Below are 18,241 nucleotides of genomic sequence, written 5' to 3' on the forward strand. Positions count from 1 at the left end.
CAGCAGGGAGCCTGAGTCATGCTGCGTCTGAGCGCGCTTTATCGTTTTCCATTGAAATCCGGCAAGGGCGAGAGCCTGCCCCAGGCCCGACTGGACAAGTTGGGCCTGGTCGGTGATCGACGCTGGATGCTGGTGGACGAGGCGAGCGGGCGCTTCCTGACCCAGCGTGCCGATCCAAAAATGAGCCAGCTGTCGGCTCTGTGGAACGCTGCCGGCGGCTTGACCCTGAATGCCCAGGGTTTTGAGACGCTGGACGTGGCCGTGCCGGACGTTGATACCGATCTGCGCGGCGTGACCATCTGGCGCGACACCCTGCGGGTGCCCGACGCCGGTGATGCCGCCGCCGACTGGCTAAGCCGCTTTGTCGAAAAGCCGGTACGGCTGGTGCATGTTCCCCTTGAGCGCGCACGTACCACTGAGTCGGGTTATGGCCGTGATGATGACAAAGTGGCTTTTGCCGATGGCTATCCGCTCTTGCTGATTGGTCAGGCGTCTCTGGATGATATTTCACACAAGGTCGGGCGACCTCTGGACATGTTGCGCTTTCGGCCCAACCTGGTGATTGAGGGTAGCGAAGCATTCGCAGAAGACGGCTGGAAGCGTATCCGCATCGGCGACGTCGAGTTTCGCGTGGTCAAGTCTTGCTCGCGTTGCATCCTGACCACTGTCGATCCGCAGACCGGCGTGCGTGATGAAGCCCGCGAGCCGCTGGCGACCCTGATGACCTATCGCAAACAGGAAGAAGGCACCATGTTCGGTCAGAACCTGGTGAATGACGGCAATGGTGTTCTGGAAGTCGGGATGGCGGTAACGGTTCTGGAATAACGCTACCAAACCCTGTGGGAGCGGGCTTGCTCGCGATTCAAGCGACGCGGTCTCTCATGCAGTCTGCATTGAGGCCATCGCGGGCAAGCCCGGCTCCCACAGGGTTTTTTGTTCACAGGATTTGATTCCCCGCACACCTTCCGGTGTGCGGGTGGGCATCAGTTACTGGTCATCAAAATACCGCTCATGCCAGTCCACCACGGGTTGTGGGATATTGAGCTTTTGCCCGTAGATCACTGAATAAGACAGCACGTTCTGTACGTACTGGCGGGTTTCGTCAAACGGGATGCTTTCGATCCAGACGTCGAAGCCCAGATGGCTGGCGCCTTTGAGCCACTGGCGCACGCGGCCTGGCCCTGCGTTGTAAGCCGCTGAAGCCAGTACCCGGTTGCCGTTGAACTGGCCATGTACCTGGCTCAGGTAGGCAGCGCCCAGCTGGATATTCTTGTCCGGGTTTAGCACTTGCTGGGGGGAGGCCAGCGGAATATTGAATTTTCGCGCGGTCTCTTTGGCGGTAGCTGGCATCAGTTGCATCAAGCCGCTGGCGCCCACGCCGGAGCGGGCGTCATCCATGAAGGCGCTTTCCTGACGGGTAATGGCGAAAACCCAACTGGAGTGCAGGCCGCGAACCTTGGCTTCACGCACCAGCGTGTCGCGGTGGGCCATCGGGAAGCGAATGTCCAGGTCATCCCAGTACTGCGCCTGACTGATGGTACGAATAGCCGGGAAATACCACTTCAAGTCGTAGGCCAGTTTGGCCTGGGCGACCATTTCATCGCGGTTGAACAGGCGGCTGACGTAGTACCACTCACGGCGGCCGTCAACGATTTGCCCGCGATCATGGAACTCCAGTGCGCGCTGTACACCCGGGGTGTTGCGCACTTTTTTGATCAGTTGCGGGCTGAGCATCAGCGGCTTGTTGTTGAGCTGGTAGGGCGATTGAGCGCGGTCAGCTGCCAGGAATCCATAAAAATCACGCTCGTTGGCGACTTTTTTGAACAGCACCAGTGCTTGCGGGTTCTTCGGCTCGGCCAGCTCAAGGCTGCGGGCCTGCCAGTAGCGCCAGCGGCTGGTAGTGGCCAGGTCTTGTGGGAGTTTTCGGGTCAGCTGATAAGCGTCTTCCCAGCGGCCCAGGCGCAGCAGCAGGCGCAGACGCCATTCGGTGACGGTATTGTCCCGCAGCTCGGGGTCGTACTTGGTCATGATGTCCAGGCCGCGGCTGTCGTAGCGGCGGGCGAACGTCAAGCCGATTTCCCGGGCGATGGCGACTTTTTCGTCGCGCGAGAAATGCATGTTGGTGGCGTAGGTATCGAGCAGGGACGCGGCTTTTTCCGGGTCCTGGCGTGCCAGGCGGCGCAGGCCCAGGCCCACGGCATCAGACATGGCTTCGCTGGCCGGGGCAAAGCGCGAAGGCTGGCTCAGCATGTCGGGCTTTTGTGCTACGTCGATCATCAGTCGGGCTTGCGGGCCCAGAGTGTTCAGCCCGCTGGCCAGTGACGTGGCCAGGGCGTAGTTGCGTGCCTCGGCCGCGAGCTTGACCCGCTGCCAGCGCTTTTGCTCGGTCAGCTGGCCTTCGGCGGCCCACTGGCTGAACAGTGCGTCGCAGGCGGCTGGCTGAGCCTTGCCGATCAGCCACAGTTTTTGGGCGCTGGCATAGCCTTCGGCCTTGCGGTTGTGTTGCAGCTCATATTGACCATTGAGGCAGTCAAGCTCGGTGAAATTCAGCTTGGGGTCGTAGTACTTGGCGAAGGTTGCCCAGTCACCACGGTCTGCCAGCCAGCGTAACCAGCGCAGTTTCATCCAGTTGGCTTGCGGCAGGTCGCCGTGTTCGGCCAGGAACTGCTCGATTTCGGTGTTGCTGGCGGACTTCAGTCGTGCGGTCAGCTCGTCGTAGGCCAGGTACGGCGTTAACGGATAGGAGCGCAGCGCTGCAGCGTTCTGGAAATAAGGGCCGGAGTCGCCTTTGGCCAGGGCGCGCTTGGCCTGGTCGTAGAGCTGGCGTTGTTGGGTCAGGTCTGCACCATGGGCGGCTTGCACGGCACAACTGGTGAGAAGCAGGCAGGATAAAAAGTTGAAGAGACGACTGCGCATGAGGCTTCCGTACAGATGAAAAACGCGACGGGCGCAGGGCAGGCCTGCGCTGATTATTCTGTAGCTTAGCCTTTTGCCAGTAGTGCGTGAAAGCCTTGCCGGTCAAGCGGCGCAACTTGGCACTAAATGAAGTGATGTGGGCGCCGTACAAGAAATACCCGGCCGCCTGAGGGCTCAAATCGGGTAGAATGCGCGCCCAGTTTTTGGAGAAGCTCATGACCCTGCTCAAATTCAGCGATGTGTCCCTTGCTTTCGGCTCTATGCCGTTGTTGGACAAGGTGTCCTGGCAGATCGCCCGTGGAGAGCGGGTGTGCATCATCGGCCGCAACGGTACCGGAAAATCCAGCATGATGAAGCTGGTTAAAGGTGATCAAAAACCCGATGACGGCTCTGTTTGGCGCGCGCCCGGCCTCAAGATTGGCGAATTGCCGCAAGAGTTGCCTGTGGCCGACGAACGGACCGTGTTCGACGTTGTGGCTGAAGGCCTGGACGGTGTTGGCGAGTTGCTGGCCCAGTACCATCACCTGAGCCAGAACATCGTGACCGATGCCGACCTGGACAAGCTGATGCACGTCCAGCAAGACCTCGAAGCCCGTGATGGCTGGCGCTTGCAGCAATTGGTAGACAGCACATTGAGCCGTCTGCAATTGCCGGCGGATAAAACTCTCGCCGAATTGTCCGGCGGCTGGCGTCGTCGCGTTCTGTTGGCGCAAGCACTGGTTTCCGAACCGGATCTGCTGCTGCTCGACGAACCGACCAACCACCTGGACATCGGCGCGATCGCGTGGCTGGAAGAAGCCTTGAAGGACTTCCAGGGCGCGGTTCTGTTCATCACGCACGACCGTTCATTCCTGCAAAATCTGGCCACCCGGATTCTGGAACTGGACCGTGGCGGCCTGATCGACTGGAACGGCGACTACGCCAGCTTCCTGGTCCACAAGGAAGCCACCCTGGCCGCGGAAGAAACCGCCAACGCGCTGTTCGACAAGCGTCTGGCCCAGGAAGAAGTGTGGATCCGTCAGGGCATCAAGGCCCGCCGTACCCGTAACGAAGGCCGCGTACGCGCCCTGAAAGAACTGCGTGTAGAGCGCAGCGAACGTCGCGAGCGTACCGGCAAGGCCAACATCCAGCTGGACACGGCAGACAAGTCCGGCAAGCAAGTGATGGTGCTGGAAAACGTCAGTTTTGCTCACCCGGGTGGTCCGTTCCTGATCAAGGACTTCTCGATGGTGCTGCAGCGCGGCGACCGTATCGGTCTTCTGGGCGCTAACGGTACCGGTAAAACCACACTGCTCAAACTGATGCTGGGCGGTCTGGTCCCTACCGAGGGTACGATTGAAGAGGGCACGCGCATTGACGTAGCTTACTTCGATCAGTTGCGTCACCAGCTGGATCTGGAAAAAACCGTGATCGATAACGTGGCTGAAGGCCGCGACTTTATCGATATCGACGGTCAGAGCCGCCATGTGCTCAGCTACCTGGGCGACTTCCTGTTCAGCCCTCAGCGTGCCCGCACGCCGGTCAAGGCGCTGTCGGGTGGTGAGCGTGCACGTCTGTTGCTGGCCAAGCTGTTCAGCAAGCCAGCCAACCTGCTGGTGCTCGATGAGCCAACCAACGATCTGGACGTTGAAACCCTGGAGCTGCTCGAAGAGGTCTTGCTGACCTTCAAGGGCACCGTGCTGATGGTCAGCCACGACCGGGCATTCCTCGACAACGTGGTGACCAGCACTCTGGTTTTCCAGGGCGAAGGCAAGGTTCGCGAGTACGTGGGCGGTTATCAGGACTGGCTGCGTCAGGGCGGCTCTGCGCGCCTTCTGGGCGTGACCGAGAGCAAGTCCGGCAAAGCCGACTTGAACTCTGCCGTGGTCGAGGCGGCACCGGCTCCAGTCGCTGCACAGGCTGCTCCTGCCGCGAAAAAGAAGCTGAGCTACAAATTGCAGCGTGAGCTGGAATCGTTGCCGGCAGATATCGACGCGAAAGAGCAGGCAATTGCTGCGGTTGAAGCAGAGATGGCTGATGCAGGTTTCTATCAGTTACCCGCTGCCAAAACGGCTGAAGTCATTGCCAGGCTAGAAACATTGCAAGCCGAGCTTGAGCAGCTGGTTGAGCGTTGGGCTGAGCTGGATGCCTGATTGACACCGTGCTGAACTGAAAAGCCCGGCCCTTTAACAAGGTGCCGGGCTTTTTTGTTGTTACATGCAGATAAACTTAGTCAGATTTTTTCAGGCTGACAGCCAGAACGTCGCATGGAGCGCCATGCAGCACGTCGTTGGCGGTGGAGCCCAGCAGCAGTGCAAGGCCGTGACGGCCGTGGCTGCCGACCACGATCAGGTCGCATTTTTGCGCTTTGGCCAGGGCATGGATTTCCTGGCGTGGCTGGCCGTAGTTAAGGTGGCAGTAATCCTTGTGCAGTTGCGGGTATTTGGCGATCAGCCGCTCAAGGCGTTCCTTGGCCTGATCGAACTGTTGCTGCTGCAATTGCGAGAGGTCCATCGGGACGTCGCCGCCAAACGCCATCGCCATCGGTTCGACGATATGGATCAGTGACAGTTTGGCACCGTTGGCCTTGGCGCTTTCGCTGGCACGGTTGATCACGGGGTCACAATCGTCGGTCAGGTCGACAGCGACCAAAATATGTTCGTAGGGCATGTGGGGTGCTCCTGTAGATGGCGATTAGTTATGAGTATGGCCCTTTTCCAGAGCCTTGGTTCAAGTCCGGGTCACTCGTTTATCAAGTTATGAGAGTACAGATATGACGGTATGGATAGTGGTGTCAATCCTGGCACTGGTTCTGAGCCCCTTGGCGTGGTTGCGGCCTTCTCGGGGGCAGAGTGGGCGTATGAATCTGCGTATGGAGGCGCGGCGCATGGGGTTGTCCATGCAGCTGGCTCCCCAGGAGTGGCCGCACTGGCTTGAGCCGCAGCCGCCTGCTTCCTGCGCGCAGTACCATCGCCCGCGCCGCAGTACTAAGCCTGATGTTTGGGGCTATTGGCAATCGGCACCGGGAAAATGGCTTAACCGCTGGCAGGAAGAGTGTGTGGATGAACGCCTGCTGACGCAGTTCAAAAAGCTGCCCGCCAATGTATACAAGGTAGAGGCCGACAAGCAGATGATCGTGCTGGTGTGGGGCGAGAAGGGTGATGTCGATAACTTGAAAGCCATCGATGAAGTGCTGAAGGCACTGGCGTAATAGCCTTGAGATCACTACAAAACCTGCGGGGGCGAGCCTGCTCGCGATGCGGACGCTGCGGTCCATGAGCGGCACCGGGGTGATGCCGTCGCGAGCAGGCTCGCTGCCACAAGTGAAGTGAGTGTTTGAACTGACTGACGGGTCGTTTTGTCATCATTGTTTTGGACAATTGACAAGCGATCGCTTTTCCCTGAAGGTGTGACACCCAAATCAAACGGGCGTATGAATTGAGTGTTTGCCGCGTAGGCAACGCTCCCATAACCCCGATTATCGCGTTGGCGGGTGTGCCTGGTGGATTGGCGTTAGCATTGACGGAATCGTCATTGCCAGCCAGACGCTAGCGTCCGACGTGTACTGTTCAGCTTCCATATCCTGGAGATCAGTTGATGATTTACGAAGGTAAAGCCATCACGGTTACGGCTCTTGAAAGTGGCATCGTCGAACTGAAGTTCGACCTCAAGGGTGAGTCCGTCAACAAGTTCAACCGTCTAACCCTGAACGAATTGCGTCAGGCAGTGGATGCGATCAAGGCAGACGCTTCGGTCAAGGGTGTCATCGTTTCCAGTGGTAAAGACGTCTTTATCGTCGGCGCCGACATCACCGAATTCGTCGAAAACTTCAAGTTGCCGGACGCCGAGCTGATCGCGGGCAACCTCGAAGCCAACAAGATCTTCAGCGATTTCGAAGACCTCAACGTACCAACCGTCGCGGCCATCAATGGCATCGCGTTGGGTGGCGGCCTGGAAATGTGCCTGGCAGCTGACTTCCGCGTCATGGCCGACAGCGCCAAAATCGGTCTGCCGGAAGTCAAGCTGGGCATCTACCCGGGCTTTGGCGGCACCGTGCGCTTGCCGCGCCTGATCGGCGTTGATAACGCTGTCGAGTGGATTGCCTCCGGCAAAGAAAACCGCGCTGAAGACGCTCTGAAAGTCAGCGCCGTCGATGCTGTGGTTACGGCCGACAAGCTGGGCGCTGCTGCGCTGGACATGATCAAGCGCGCCATCAGCGGCGAGCTGGACTACAAGGCCAAGCGCCAGCCCAAGCTCGAAAAGCTCAAGCTCAACGCCATTGAGCAGATGATGGCTTTCGAAACCGCCAAAGGTTTCGTTGCCGGCCAGGCGGGCCCGAACTACCCGGCCCCGGTTGAAGCGATCAAGACCATCCAGAAAGCCGCGAACTTCGGTCGTGACAAGGCGCTGGAAGTGGAAGCCGCAGGTTTCGCCAAACTGGCCAAGACCTCAGCTTCGCAATGCCTGATCGGCTTGTTCCTGAACGATCAGGAACTGAAGAAAAAAGCCAAGATCTACGACAAGATCGCCAAAGACGTGAAGCAGGCTGCCGTGCTCGGCGCAGGCATCATGGGTGGCGGTATCGCCTATCAGTCGGCCTCCAAAGGTACGCCGATCCTGATGAAAGACATCAACGAACACGGCATCGAGCAGGGTCTGGCAGAAGCCGCCAAGCTGCTGGTCGGTCGCGTTGATAAAGGTCGCATGACCCCGGCAAAAATGGCCGAAGTGCTTAACGGCATTCGTCCTACCTTGTCGTACGGCGATTTCGGCAACGTCGACCTGGTGGTCGAAGCTGTGGTCGAGAACCCGAAGGTCAAGCAGGCCGTACTGGCGGAAGTGGAAAATCACGTTCGCGAAGACGCCATTCTGGCCTCCAACACTTCGACCATTTCCATCAGCCTGTTGGCCAAGGCCCTCAAGCGTCCGGAAAACTTTGTCGGCATGCACTTCTTCAACCCGGTGCACATGATGCCGCTGGTTGAAGTGATTCGCGGCGAGAAGTCCAGCGACCTGGCCGTTGCAACCACCGTTGCCTACGCCAAGAAAATGGGCAAAAACCCGATCGTGGTCAACGACTGCCCGGGCTTCCTGGTCAACCGCGTGCTGTTCCCGTACTTCGGCGGTTTCGCCAGACTGGTCAGCGCCGGTGTCGACTTCGTACGCATCGACAAAGTGATGGAAAAATTCGGCTGGCCGATGGGCCCGGCATACCTGATGGACGTGGTCGGCATCGACACCGGCCACCATGGTCGTGACGTGATGGCTGAAGGCTTCCCTGATCGTATGAAAGACGATCGTCGTTCGGCGATCGACGCCCTGTACGAGGCCAAGCGCCTGGGCCAGAAGAACGGCAAGGGCTTCTACGCCTACGAGGCGGACAAGCGCGGCAAGCAGAAGAAAGTCGTTGATTCGAGCGTGCTTGAAGTCCTCAAACCGATCGTTTACGAGCAGCGCGACGTGACCGACGAAGACATCATCAACTGGATGATGATCCCGCTGTGTCTGGAAACCGTGCGTTGCCTGGAAGACGGCATCGTTGAAACCGCAGCCGAGGCCGATATGGGTCTGGTCTACGGTATTGGCTTCCCGCTGTTCCGTGGCGGCGCTCTGCGCTACATCGACTCGATCGGTGTTGCAGAGTTCGTGGCCCTGGCTGATCAGTACGCTGAACTGGGCGCGCTGTACCACCCGACTGCGAAGCTGCGTGAAATGGCCAAAAACGGCCAGAGCTTCTTCGGTTAAGCGCCCCATTAGAGTGAGAGTGAAATTATGAGCTTGAATCCTAGAGACGTGGTGATTGTAGACTTCGGTCGCACCCCGATGGGCCGCTCCAAGGGTGGCATGCACCGCAACACCCGTGCTGAAGACATGTCTGCGTATCTGATCAGCAAAGTGCTGGAACGCAACGTCAAGGTTGACCCGAGCGAAGTGGAAGATGTGATCTGGGGCTGTGTAAACCAGACCCTGGAGCAGGGCTGGAACATCGCGCGCATGGCGTCGCTGATGACCCAGATCCCGCACACGTCTGCTGCACAGACCGTGAGCCGCCTGTGCGGTTCGTCCATGAGCGCCCTGCACACCGCTGCACAAGCGATCATGACCGGCAACGGTGACGTATTCGTGGTAGGCGGCGTCGAGCATATGGGCCACGTGAGCATGATGCACGGCGTTGACCCTAACCCGCACATGTCGCTGTACGCGGCAAAAGCCTCGGGCATGATGGGCCTGACCGCTGAAATGCTGGGCAAGATGCACGGCATCACCCGTGAGCAGCAGGATGCCTTTGCAGTGCGTTCTCACCAGCTCGCCCACAAGGCGACGGTAGAAGGCAAGTTCAAGGACGAAATCATCCCGATGCAGGGTTACGACGAAAACGGCTTCCTGAAAGTTTTCGACTACGATGAAACTATTCGTCCAGATACCACCCTGGAAAGCCTGGCGGCGTTGAAACCTGCGTTCAACCCTAAAGGCGGTACCGTGACCGCGGGCACTTCGTCGCAAATCACCGATGGTGCTTCGTGCATGATCGTGATGTCGGCCCAGCGTGCCCAGGAGCTGGGTATTCAGCCTCTGGCAGTGATCCGCTCTATGGCAGTTGCCGGTGTGGACCCTGCGATCATGGGCTATGGTCCAGTACCGGCTACGCAAAAAGCGTTGAAGCGTGCAGGCTTGAATATGGCCGATATCGACTTCATCGAGCTCAACGAAGCTTTCGCTGCACAGGCCCTGCCAGTGCTGAAAGATCTGAAAGTGCTCGACAAGATGAATGAGAAGGTTAACCTGCACGGCGGTGCCATCGCACTGGGTCACCCATTTGGTTGTTCGGGTGCGCGTATTTCCGGCACTTTGCTCAATGTAATGAAGCAAAATGGCGGCACTTTCGGGTTGTCCACCATGTGCATTGGTCTTGGCCAGGGCATTGCCACCGTCTTCGAACGCGTCTAAGCGTTGCGTTGATGGAAGCCGGGGCCTTGTGCCCCGGTTTTTGTTTTTAAGCGGGTTTATTTTTTTATTTGCAGAGGGGCCGCAACATGCCGCTACAACCTGGGCTCTATCAACACTACAAAGGTCCGCAATATCGGGTATTCAGTGTGGCTCGCCACTCTGAAACCGAAGAAGACGTAGTGTTTTATCAAGCCCTGTATGGCGATTACGGCTTTTGGGTGCGCCCGCTGAGCATGTTCCTGGAGTCAGTCATCGTCGAGGGCGAACAGGTCCCGCGCTTTGCCCTGATCCAGGCCGAACCCAGCCTTTTTTCCCGGCCATAAGGCAAGGTCGCGCAGAACCCTGTGCTTGACCTCACCTTGTAGCCACTATATATAGCGGTGCCGCGTCAGGCGCGAACCGCCTTTCACTTCTAGAATTCAGGAATTTTCTGATCCATGGGCAAATCGCTGGTCATTGTGGAATCCCCGGCTAAGGCCAAGACCATCAACAAGTACTTGGGTAACGAGTACGTGGTGAAGTCGAGTATCGGCCATATCCGAGACCTGCCCACCAGCGGTTCGGCTAGCGCCAGCAAAGAACCGGCTGCCAAGCGTGGCAAGGCTGCGGCGGGCGAAGCGCCGGCCCTGTCGCCAAAAGAGAAGGCTCAGAAGCAGCTGATCTCGCGCATGGGTGTGGACCCCGAACATGGCTGGAAAGCCAAGTACGAGATCCTGCCCGGCAAGGAAAAGGTCATCGAAGAGCTGCGCCGGCTCGCCAAGGATGCTGACACCATCTATCTCGCAACCGACTTGGATCGCGAGGGGGAAGCCATTGCCTGGCACCTGCGCGAAGCCATCGGTGGCGATGACAGCCGCTACAAGCGCGTGGTGTTCAACGAAATCACCAAAAAGGCGATCCAGGAAGCCTTCTCCAAGCCGGGCGAACTGGATATCAACCGAGTTAACGCCCAGCAGGCCCGCCGCTTTCTCGATCGCGTAGTGGGTTACATGGTTTCACCGCTGCTGTGGGCCAAGGTTGCCCGTGGTCTGTCGGCTGGCCGTGTGCAGTCGGTAGCGGTGAAGCTGGTGGTTGAGCGTGAGCGTGAAATTCGTGCGTTCAACCCTGAAGAATACTGGGAAATTCACGCGGACCTTGGCACTGCCAAAGGGGCCAAGGTGCGTTTCGACGTTGCCCGTGAAAAAGGCGAGGCCTTCAAGCCGCTGAACGAAACCCAGGCCATGGCTGCGCTTGAGAAGCTCAAGGCTTCTAGTTACAGCATCGTCAAGCGTGAAGACAAACCGACCAGCAGCAAGCCGTCGGCACCGTTTATTACTTCTACCCTGCAACAGGCCGCGAGCAATCGCCTGGGCTACGGGGTGAAGAAAACCATGATGATGGCTCAGCGTTTGTATGAAGCGGGCTACATCACGTACATGCGTACCGACTCCACCAACCTTTCGGCCGATGCGGTCGAGATGGCGCGTACCTACATTGAAGGCGAGTTCGGCGCGTCTTACCTGCCGCCGGCACCTAACGTGTACAGCAGCAAGGAAGGCGCTCAGGAGGCTCACGAAGCGATTCGTCCTTCTGACGTAAACATGCACCCGAGCAAGCTTACGGGCATGGAGCGCGACGCTGAGCGCCTTTACGAGCTGATCTGGCGTCAATTCGTGGCGTGCCAGATGCTGCCGGCCAAATACCTGTCGACCACGGTCAGTGTTGCCGCTGGTGACTTCGAGCTGCGCGCCAAGGGCCGCATCCTGAAGTTCGACGGTTACACCCGCGTAATGCCGCAAATTGCCAAGCCGGGCGACGACGATGTGCTGCCGGACATGGTCCAGGGCGACGTACTGAAGTTGATCGAGCTCGATCCGAGCCAGCACTTCACCAAGCCGCCTGCGCGATACTCCGAAGCGAGCCTGGTAAAAGAGATGGAAAAACGCGGTATCGGTCGTCCATCGACCTACGCTGCGATTATCGGGACCATTCAGGATCGTGGTTATGTGGCGTTGCATAACCGCCGCTTCTACTCCGAAAAAATGGGCGACATCGTTACCGAGCGCTTGTCCGAGAGCTTCTCTGACCTGATGGACTACGGCTTTACGGCCGGTATGGAAGAGAATCTCGATGACGTGGCTCACGGTGAGCGCGACTGGAAGAACGTGCTGGACGAGTTCTACGGCGACTTCAAGAAGAAGCTTGAAGTAGCGGCTGCGCCGGATGGCGGGATGCGTGCCAACCAGCCTGTGATGACCGATATTCCGTGTAAGGAATGCGGTCGTCCGATGCAGATTCGTACGGCTTCGACCGGCGTGTTCCTGGGCTGCTCTGGTTACAGCCTGCCGCCGAAAGAGCGTTGCAAGGCCACGGTCAATTTGGTGCCGGGCGACGAAATCGCTGCGGACGACGAAGGCGAATCCGAATCCCTGGTGTTGCTGGGCAAGCACCGCTGCCCGATTTGCAGCACTGCGATGGATGCTTACCTGCTGGATGAGAAGCACAAGCTGCACATCTGCGGTAACAACCCGGACTGCGTTGGCTACGAGATTGAAGAAGGCAACTACCGCATCAAGGGCTATGAAGGCCCGAGCCTTGAGTGCGACAAATGCGGCAGCGAGATGCAGCTTAAAACCGGCCGTTTCGGCAAGTTCTTCGGTTGTACCAATGCTGAGTGCAAAAATACCCGCAAGCTGCTGAAAAGCGGTGAAGCGGCGCCGCCGAAAATGGACCCGGTGAAAATGCCGGAGCTCAAGTGCGAGAAGGTAAACGACACGTATATCCTGCGTGACGGTGCTTCGGGGTTGTTCCTGGCGGCCAGCCAGTTCCCGAAAAACCGTGAAACCCGCGCGCCGTTGGTGATCGAGATTGTGCCGCACAAGGACGAGATAGATCCCAAGTACCACTTTCTGTGTGATGCGCCGAAGAAAGACCCGGATGGCCGTCCGGCAGTGATTCGCTACAGTCGCAAAACCAAAGAGCAGTACGTGCAGACTGAAGTCGAGGGCAAGCCAACGGGCTGGCGTGCGTTCTACGACGGCAAGAGCTGGAAGGTTGAAGACAAGCGTAAAGAAAAAGACGCTTGATTTGAGCTGACCGCTTAACAAAAACCGCGCAAGGGCTGCATGCCTTGCGCGGTTTTTTGTTTTCGTGGTTGTTTTTAGCCGCTGAGGAGCGCAGCAGTCGCCAAACCATTAAGCGGGGTCTTTCAGGTGCGCTGTGATTTCCGGTTTCGCGAGGATTGCATCCTCGGACGCAGCTTCGTTGCTCTCCTCAGCGGCTACAAAGGGATTGCAGGAGCACGGTCTGATCCCTGAGACTGCACAAACTGCCATCACTCATTTGCTGTGGAGCGCCCGTATGGCTCACGAACTCTATACCCGTACCAATCAGAAAATCTATTTCGCGGGTCTGGCCCTTGAGGCCATGAACAAGGCGGGCGAAGGTCGGGCCATGAATGCTCAGGCGCTGGTTCAGGCTGAGCGTGAATCGGCGGTGTTTCATCTCTACGGTGCGTTGCTTGGGTTGTGTCATGAGATAGCCGGCTTTTATCGCCTGCCTCAGGCCAATGCGCCTCGGGTCGAGTTGCTGCTTACCCGGCAAGTGCTGGAGGAGAAGGCAATCCCTGAACTGGCAGAGCTGGTTGAGCTGGCGCAGGCCCCGCAAACCTGGCTGGCGCAGCTGGTAGCAACCCATGCCGCGCTGTATCAGCCGCTTCAGGCGCCAAAGAAGGTCAAGGCGGATGTGTTCCAGCCATTGATCATTGCGGTCAACCTCGAAGACGAGGCGCCCCTGGAGTTGAGCCGCGAAACAATGGAAGAGTGGCGTCAGAACCTCAAAGGCCTGGCCATTCGTTTCCGTGACGGACTCAATGAGTGCTAGGGTCTGTTGACGTTTCATTGCGAGCCGCGTCGCTGGCTAAATTCGAAACGCGACCCGCAGGGGCGCAATGCAGCGTCAACAGACCCTCGGGGTCGAAACCGAAACGGTACAGTCATTCATCAGTCTGTAATGGAAAGCGCTACAGATCCCGGGAATATTCCACGGGATGGCTGATATACTCCCGCGCTTTCGTGGAGAACAAATTTATATGCCAACGTCCTTTCTAGAAATTGTCGAGTTGCCAGACGGCCGCATCGAGTTGCGCCGTGCTGAGGACGAAGGGTCTTTGGTAACGCTGAACTTTTCTGAAGATGCCAAGGCGTTTCTTCAGGGGCAGCACGTAGAGGTGGCAAAAGCCATGCTCAGCGTTGGTGTACAGATGGCGGGTCGACTGGCCGAAGGCGAGCTCGAAAAAGACGATGGACCGCGCATTCTTCATTAAGCGGCCCTGATGCGCGAGCCACAGTCAGGCTATTGCGTTCTGCACTAGCCCTGTGGCGGCATCGGTTGTTTAGCCCAAACGAATATTCAAGCTTTGACCGTGCCCGGTACGTGCTGCGCTGATCAACTGTTGGCGCGCAGCGCTGTTCAGCGGGTTGATCCAGCTCACTACGGTGTGGCTGCGCCCCAGGCGCAACGCTTCGCAGGTGAGTTGCAAGGCGCTTTTATTGCCGTTGGGCTGCAGCAGCAGAATACGCTCGCGGTTCAGCCCGGCGTCGCGTAACCAGCTTTGGGTCAAGCTCGCAGGCGGTGCGATCAGTGTCAGCCAGCGGGCGTTTCGTTGCTCGCTCAGTTCGCGCAGCACCGGGGCAAGCAGGTTCAGGCAGTTTCCGGCAGCACCGCGTAGCGACAGTTCACTGAAGACTTCAGGGTCGGCGCTCCAGGGTGATTCGAGCACGTCTTTGATCGCCGGGGTCATGGGTTGCGCCATGAACGCTTCGAACAGGGTGAGTTGTGCTGGCAGCGGTGTGTGTGGGAACTGCATGAAGCCTCCTTTAGCGGCGAATAACGCCGACGCTCAAGCCTTCAATGACCAGTTCCTGATCCTTGAGGTTGACTTCAATCGGTGCGAAGTCAGGGTTCTCGGCGATTAGCCAGACCTTGTTGCCTTCACGCTTGAAGCGTTTTACCGTCACTTCATCGTCGATGCGGGCCACCACGATCTGGCCGTTACGGGCTTCGCGACAGGTATGAACAGCAAGCAGGTCGCCATCGAAGATGCCGACGTCCTTCATGCTCATGCCCTGTACCCGCAGCAGGTAATCGGCCCGCGGATGGAAGAAGGTCGGGTTGATGTTGCACGATTCTTCGACATGCTCCTGCGCCAGGATCGGGGCGCCTGCAGCGACGCGGCCGATGATGGGCAGCGTGGACTCGTCGGATTTGGCCTCGAAGCCGGGGATGCGAATGCCGCGCGACGCCCCTGGGGTCATCTCGATGGCACCCTTGCGGGCAAGGGCCTTGAGGTGTTCTTCGGCGGCGTTGGGGGACTTGAAGCCCAGCTCCTGTGCGATCTCTGCACGGGTGGGCGGGTATCCGTTGTCTTCCAGGCATCGCTTGATGAAAGCCAGGATCTCTGCTTGGCGTGGCGTCAGTTTTAGCATGTTGATCGCTCTGTCTTTTTATACAGTGACTGGGATTATATACAGTGAAGGCTTATTGGCAATCACCCATTTCCGGCAGTCCGCTGGACGGTCGTCAATAAGCTGCGAGGCCCGTACTTTATCAGGTGGGTGTTGCCGGCCGAGGCTGTGGTTAAATGCGAAACCAACCGGTCGTAAAACGAATACGTCATCTTGACTTTTTACAATCTGAAACGTATGTTTCAAACAGGTGTTTAAATGCTTGTCAGGCGGAGTAGTCATGGCCCAGTCGGAAACCGTTGAACGTATCCTTGATGCTGCTGAGCAGCTGTTCGCGGAAAAAGGGTTTGCCGAAACCTCATTACGGCTGATTACCAGTAAAGCCGGGGTTAACCTGGCGGCGGTCAATTACCATTTCGGTTCAAAGAAAGCGCTGATCCAGGCGGTTTTTTCTCGTTTCCTGGGGCCTTTTTGCGCCAACCTCGATCGTGAGCTGGAGCGCCGCCAGGCCAGGCCGGAGAACCGTCCGAGCCTGGAAGAGTTGCTGGAAATGCTGGTCGAGCAGGCGCTGGTGATTCAGCCGCGCAGCGGGAATGACCTGTCGATTTTCATGCGCTTGCTGGGCCTGGCTTTCAGCCAGAGCCAGGGGCACTTGCGCCGTTACCTCGAAGACATGTACGGCAAGGTGTTCCGCCGCTATATGTTGCTGGTCAACGAAGCTGCCCCGCAGATCCCGCCCATCGAGCTGTTCTGGCGTGTGCATTTCATGCTTGGCGCGGCGGCCTTCAGCATGTCGGGGATCAAGGCATTACGCGCCATCGCCGAGACCGATTTTGGCGTCAATACCTCCATCGAGCAGGTAATGCGCCTGATGGTGCCGTTCCTTGCAGCCGGCATGCGCGCTGAAAGCGGTGTCAGTGATCCGGCAATGGCCAGCGCCCAGCTTCGCCCACGCACCAAAACCGTACCGGCTGCTGCTGCCAAGGTTTGACCTGCTGCGGGTGGGCGTGGCAGCTCAGTTCCGCTAAGCTAGCTGCCATGCCCAGCCCTGACTTGTTCCCGTCTGTCGATTTGTCGCTGCCTCTCTGGAGTGCGGCGCGCAGGCCTGTGCCCGCGTATCCGGATCGGGTAATGAGCGCTCTCTTTCTAAAGGATTTCCCATGAGTTCTGCCTTGCAAGGCTCCTTGATGGTGGACGTCGCCGGTACCTGGCTGACGGCTGAAGATCGGCAATTGCTGCGCCAGCCTGAAGTGGGCGGGTTGATCATCTTTGCGCGCAATATCGAGCACCCGCGCCAGGTGCGTGAGTTGAGTGCGTCGATTCGTGCACTGCGCCCGGACTTGCTGCTGGCGGTCGATCAGGAAGGCGGCCGGGTGCAGCGCCTGCGCCAGGGTTTTGTGCGCCTGCCCGCCATGCGCGCCATTGCCGATAACCCGAATGCCGAGTACCTGGCCGAGCAGTGTGGCTGGATCATGGCCACCGAAGTTTTGGCGGTGGGGCTGGACTTGAGCTTTGCCCCGGTACTGGATCTGGATTACCAGCGCAGTGCCGTGGTGGGCAGCCGCTCGTTCGAAGGTGACCCCGAGCGTGCAGCCACACTGGCCGGTGCCTTTATTCGCGGGATGAACGATGCAGGCATGGCTGCTACCGGCAAGCATTTCCCGGGACACGGGTGGGCAGAAGCTGATTCTCACGTTGCCATTCCGACTGATGAGCGCAGCCTTGAACAGATCCGAGCCCATGACCTGGTGCCATTTGCCCGTCTGAGCAAACAGTTGGCTGCCGTGATGCCGGCTCACGTGATTTACCCGCAAGTTGACATTCAGCCTGCGGGTTTTTCCCGTCGCTGGTTGCAGGACATCTTGCGCGGCGAACTGCAATTTGACGGTGTGATCTTCAGTGATGACCTGTCCATGGCCGGTGCGCATGTGGTGGGTGATGCCGCCAGTCGCATTGAAGCGGCCCTGTCGGCCGGTTGCGACATGGGGCTGGTGTGCAACGACCGTGCGGCGGCAGAGCTGGCACTCAGTGCTGCGCAGCGCTTGAAGGTTACGCCTTCGCCACGGATCGCCCGCATGCGCGGTCAGGCCTGGGCCAGCACCGACTATCGCCAGAGCCCCCGTTGGCTGGTGGCGATGGGTGCACTCAAAGACGCTCAACTAATTGATTAAGGGCAGGACTCAATGACGGTTTACGCAATTATTGGTGGTACGGGCCTGACTCAGCTTGAAGGGTTGACCATCAGCCGTTCGCTGGCCCTGGATACGCCTTACGGCCCGACTTCGGCAGATATCCAGATCGGTGAGTTTGGCGGGCGCGAAGTGTTGTTTCTGGCGCGTCATGGCCACCCGCACCGTGTGCCGCCGCATCAGGTCAACTACCGCGCCAACCTGTGGGCATTGAAGCAGGCCGGGGCCGAGGCGATCCTGGCGGTCAATGCTGTTGGCGGGATTCATATGGCAATGGGCACGGGGCATTTCTGTGTGCCGCATCAACTGATCGACTACACCAGTGGTCGTGAACACACCTTTTTCGCCGGTGATCTGGAGCATGTGACCCACATTGACTTCAGCTATCCCTACACCGAGTCGTTGCGTGAGCAGTTGATCGGCGCACTGGCGGCAGAGGGTTGCTCCTACAGCAGCCACGGCGTGTATGCGGCAACTCAAGGCCCGCGTCTTGAGACGGTGGCTGAAATCGCCCGCCTTGAGCGCGACGGGTGCGACATCGTGGGCATGACCGGTATGCCGGAGGCGGCGCTGGCCCGTGAGCTGGAGCTGGATTACGCGTGCCTGGCGCTGGTGGTCAACCCGGCTGCGGGCAAGTCGAGTGCCATCATTACCATGGCTGAAATCGAGCAGGCGCTGCATGACGGCATGGGCAAGGTAAAGGCGACTTTGGCCCGGGTGCTGGCGGGCTGATTTTCAGAGAGTCTGTGGGAGCCAGCTCCCACA

Annotated in this window: 16 protein-coding genes; 12 read left to right on the forward strand and 4 right to left on the reverse strand. The window is 58.6% G+C overall.

Annotated elements, in window-relative coordinates; all coding sequences use genetic code 11:
- The first annotated feature begins 18 nt into the window (after positions 1 to 18).
- Positions 19 to 825, forward strand: a complete 807-nt coding sequence (locus ACZRMS_RS02630) for an MOSC domain-containing protein (protein WP_463994005.1) — start codon at positions 19 to 21, stop codon at positions 823 to 825.
- Between the two features lie 162 nt (positions 826 to 987).
- Here ACZRMS_RS02630 and ACZRMS_RS02635 read toward each other — a convergent pair whose 3' ends face one another.
- Positions 988 to 2,916, reverse strand: coding sequence for a transglycosylase SLT domain-containing protein (locus tag ACZRMS_RS02635; RefSeq protein WP_463994006.1), 1,929 nt, complete (start codon positions 2,914 to 2,916; stop codon positions 988 to 990).
- Positions 2,917 to 3,131: 215 nt separating this feature from the next.
- On the opposite strand from ACZRMS_RS02635, the gene ACZRMS_RS02640 reads away from it, so the two are divergent.
- Complete coding sequence (locus tag ACZRMS_RS02640) at positions 3,132 to 5,048, forward strand: ATP-binding cassette domain-containing protein (RefSeq protein ID WP_463994007.1); 1,917 nt, start codon at positions 3,132 to 3,134, stop codon at positions 5,046 to 5,048.
- A 76-nt stretch (positions 5,049 to 5,124) separates the two neighbouring features.
- On the opposite strand, the gene ACZRMS_RS02645 is transcribed toward ACZRMS_RS02640, so the two are convergent.
- Positions 5,125 to 5,565 carry a universal stress protein gene (locus ACZRMS_RS02645; RefSeq protein WP_048358716.1) on the reverse strand — a complete coding sequence of 147 codons (441 nt, stop codon included), beginning with the start codon at positions 5,563 to 5,565 and terminating at the stop codon, positions 5,125 to 5,127.
- Positions 5,566 to 5,668: 103 nt separating this feature from the next.
- Between ACZRMS_RS02645 and ACZRMS_RS02650 the strand changes: the two genes are divergently transcribed.
- From ACZRMS_RS02650 to ACZRMS_RS02680, 7 genes are all read left to right on the forward strand, one after another.
- Positions 5,669 to 6,106 carry a hypothetical protein gene (locus tag ACZRMS_RS02650; protein WP_463994008.1) on the forward strand — a complete coding sequence of 146 codons (438 nt, stop codon included), beginning with the start codon at positions 5,669 to 5,671 and terminating at the stop codon, positions 6,104 to 6,106.
- A 386-nt stretch (positions 6,107 to 6,492) separates the two neighbouring features.
- Positions 6,493 to 8,640 carry a fatty acid oxidation complex subunit alpha FadB gene (gene fadB / locus ACZRMS_RS02655; RefSeq protein WP_463994009.1) on the forward strand — a complete coding sequence of 716 codons (2,148 nt, stop codon included), beginning with the start codon at positions 6,493 to 6,495 and terminating at the stop codon, positions 8,638 to 8,640.
- A 27-nt stretch (positions 8,641 to 8,667) separates the two neighbouring features.
- Entirely contained in the window at positions 8,668 to 9,843 is a 1,176-nt protein-coding gene (fadA, locus tag ACZRMS_RS02660; RefSeq protein WP_463994010.1) for an acetyl-CoA C-acyltransferase FadA, read from the forward strand.
- Positions 9,844 to 9,929: 86 nt separating this feature from the next.
- Positions 9,930 to 10,166: a DUF1653 domain-containing protein gene (locus tag ACZRMS_RS02665; RefSeq protein ID WP_463994011.1), complete on the forward strand. Its 237-nt coding sequence runs from the start codon at positions 9,930 to 9,932 to the stop codon at positions 10,164 to 10,166.
- A 114-nt stretch (positions 10,167 to 10,280) separates the two neighbouring features.
- Positions 10,281 to 12,908 carry a type I DNA topoisomerase gene (gene topA, locus ACZRMS_RS02670; protein WP_463994012.1) on the forward strand — a complete coding sequence of 876 codons (2,628 nt, stop codon included), beginning with the start codon at positions 10,281 to 10,283 and terminating at the stop codon, positions 12,906 to 12,908.
- A gap of 274 nt (positions 12,909 to 13,182) precedes the next feature.
- Positions 13,183 to 13,704 carry a DUF6586 family protein gene (locus tag ACZRMS_RS02675; protein ID WP_463994013.1) on the forward strand — a complete coding sequence of 174 codons (522 nt, stop codon included), beginning with the start codon at positions 13,183 to 13,185 and terminating at the stop codon, positions 13,702 to 13,704.
- 208 nt (positions 13,705 to 13,912) lie between these two features.
- Positions 13,913 to 14,146 (forward strand): hypothetical protein, encoded by a 234-nt coding sequence (locus ACZRMS_RS02680; RefSeq protein WP_003446620.1) that lies wholly within the window; start codon positions 13,913 to 13,915, stop codon positions 14,144 to 14,146.
- A gap of 69 nt (positions 14,147 to 14,215) precedes the next feature.
- Here the strand turns inward: ACZRMS_RS02680 and sulA are convergent, their stop codons facing one another.
- Both sulA and lexA read right to left on the reverse strand, forming a co-directional pair.
- Positions 14,216 to 14,689, reverse strand: a complete 474-nt coding sequence (sulA, locus tag ACZRMS_RS02685) for an SOS-induced cell division inhibitor SulA (RefSeq protein ID WP_463994014.1) — start codon at positions 14,687 to 14,689, stop codon at positions 14,216 to 14,218.
- A 10-nt stretch (positions 14,690 to 14,699) separates the two neighbouring features.
- Positions 14,700 to 15,308: a transcriptional repressor LexA gene (gene lexA, locus ACZRMS_RS02690; protein WP_048358706.1), complete on the reverse strand. Its 609-nt coding sequence runs from the start codon at positions 15,306 to 15,308 to the stop codon at positions 14,700 to 14,702.
- 259 nt (positions 15,309 to 15,567) lie between these two features.
- On the opposite strand from lexA, the gene ACZRMS_RS02695 reads away from it, so the two are divergent.
- From ACZRMS_RS02695 to ACZRMS_RS02705, 3 genes are all read left to right on the forward strand, one after another.
- Positions 15,568 to 16,278 (forward strand): TetR/AcrR family transcriptional regulator, encoded by a 711-nt coding sequence (locus tag ACZRMS_RS02695; RefSeq protein WP_463994015.1) that lies wholly within the window; start codon positions 15,568 to 15,570, stop codon positions 16,276 to 16,278.
- A 181-nt stretch (positions 16,279 to 16,459) separates the two neighbouring features.
- Complete coding sequence (nagZ, locus tag ACZRMS_RS02700; RefSeq protein ID WP_463994334.1) at positions 16,460 to 17,458, forward strand: beta-N-acetylhexosaminidase; 999 nt, start codon at positions 16,460 to 16,462, stop codon at positions 17,456 to 17,458.
- A gap of 12 nt (positions 17,459 to 17,470) precedes the next feature.
- A complete protein-coding gene (locus ACZRMS_RS02705; RefSeq protein WP_463994016.1) occupies positions 17,471 to 18,208 on the forward strand; it encodes an S-methyl-5'-thioinosine phosphorylase in 738 nt (245 codons plus the stop codon).
- Positions 18,209 to 18,241: the final 33 nt, after the last annotated feature.

Source organism: Pseudomonas sp. B424 (genome assembly GCF_055408345.1).